This is a genomic window from Rhodovulum sp. (assembly GCF_011048875.1).
GTDB lineage: Bacteria > Pseudomonadota > Alphaproteobacteria > Rhodobacterales > Rhodobacteraceae > Rhodovulum > Rhodovulum tesquicola.
This window is the reverse complement of record NZ_DSDD01000264.1, coordinates 1-1864: the sequence shown is the minus strand read 5'-3', so window position 1 is coordinate 1864 and position 1864 is coordinate 1. Positions and strand designations below refer to the sequence as shown.

Annotated in this window: 2 protein-coding genes; one reads left to right on the top strand and one right to left on the bottom strand. The window is 69.8% G+C overall.

The window, feature by feature from the left end; translation table 11 throughout:
• Window positions 1-1537 (bottom strand): proline dehydrogenase family protein (locus tag ENN83_RS09250; protein WP_414707646.1); only part of this gene is annotated, 1537 nt, incomplete at its 3' end.
• A 144-nt stretch (window positions 1538-1681) separates the two neighbouring features.
• On the opposite strand from ENN83_RS09250, the gene ENN83_RS09245 reads away from it, so the two are divergent.
• A partial coding sequence (locus ENN83_RS09245) for an Lrp/AsnC family transcriptional regulator (RefSeq protein WP_287186173.1) occupies window positions 1682-1864 on the top strand: 183 nt, incomplete at its 3' end.

Below are 1864 nucleotides of genomic sequence, written 5' to 3'. Positions count from 1 at the left end.
CGACCCGCTGGCCGAGATCGAGGGCATGGGCGAGAACCCAGCCGCGGGAATTGCGGCGTTCGGGGCCGAACAGCGCAGGCGCACGGGCAATCGCGGGATGTTCGGGGGCGTCGAGATGCGCCTCGATCTCGGCCAGCGGGTCGGCGGCGACGGCTTCGGGCGTCACGGTCTCGTCCACGATGCGGTTGACGAAGGAACTGTTCGCGCCGTTCTCAAGCAGGCGGCGGACCAGATAGGCCAGCAGGTCGCGATGCGCGCCGACGGGGGCATAGATTCGGCAGCGCGCGCCGTCCTGCCGGGCCATCACCAGATCGTGCAGCGTCTCGCCCATGCCGTGCAGGCGCTGGAACTCATAGGCGGTCCGGTCCGCGCCCATGTCGAGGATCGCGGCGACGGTGTGGGCGTTATGCGTGGCGAATTGGGGATAGATCCGGTCGGTCATCCCCAGCAACCTGCGCGCATTGGCGAGGTAGCTCACATCGGTCGCGGCCTTGCGGGTGAAGACCGGGAAGCCGTCCACGCCCATCACCTGCGCGCGCTTGATCTCGCTGTCCCAGTAGGCGCCCTTGACCAGCCGCACCATCAGGCGGCGGTCAAGGCGACAGGCCAGCGCATGGAGCCAGTCCAGCACCAGCCCTGCGCGCGGGCCGCAAGCCTGCACTACCACGCCGAACCCGTCCCATCCGGCAAGGCGCGGGTCGGCCAGCACGGCGGCGATCACGTCAAGCGAGAGGGTCAGCCGGTCGGCCTCTTCGGCGTCGATGTTCAGCCCGATCCCGGCCTCGCGGGCCAGCAGCGCAAGCTGCAGCAGGCGCGGGGCAAGCTCGGCCATTACCCGGTCGTGCTGGGCAAATTCATGGCGCGGGTGCAGCGCCGAGAGCTTGATCGAGATGCCGGGATTGGCGCGGATGTCGGCGCTGGTGGCGGCCGTGGCGATCCGGGCGATGGCCTGCGCATAGGCGTCCGGATAGCGGGTGGCGTCGGCCTCGGTGCGGGCGGCCTCGCCCAGCATGTCGTAGGAACAGGTGTAGCCCTTGGCCTCCATCCCGGCGGCGCGGTCCATGGCGGCCCCGATGGTTTCGCCAAGGACGAACTGGCGGCCCATCTCGCGCATGGCGCGGCCGACCGCGGCGCGGATCACCGGCTCGCCCAGCCGCCGGACGGCGCCTTTCAGCGTGGCGGCAAGGCCGGGCTGGGGGTCGTCGAGCACCCGGCCGGTCAGCATCAGGGTCCAGGTCGAGGCATTGACCAGCGGCGAGGCGGATTTGCCAAGGTGCCGGCCCCAGTCGGAGGGGGCGATCTTGTCCTCGATCAGGGTGTCCATCGTCTCGGCATCGGGGACGCGCAACAGCGCCTCGGCCAGGCACATGAGCGCGACGCCCTCTTCGGTCGACAGGCCGTATTCGGCGAGGAACACCGCCATCAGGCCGGGCCGGTCATGGGCGCGGATGTCGCGAACCAGATCGGCGGCGGCGGTCCCGATCCGGGCGCGGGCCGCGGCATCCAGCCCGGTCTCGGCCAGCAGGCGTTTCAGCACCGGGCCTTCGGGCGCGCAGGGCGGCGATCTGGTCGGTAATGGCGTTTTCCCTGTCGATGGGACAGTATAGCGTGGTCGGTATGGTCCGTTCGTCCCGGTTTGGTCATTACGACAGGTGATCCGTCTGAAAATGGGGGCAAGATGATGCCGGATGATCCCATGCCGCTGGACCGCCACGACCGCGCGATTCTGGACATTCTGGCTGGGGAGGGGCGCATCCCGGTGGCCGAACTGGCCCGCCGGATCGGGCTGTCCAAGACGCCGACGCTGGCGCGGATGCGGCGGCTGGAGAAGGCGGGGATCATCACCGGCTACCGGGCGATGCTG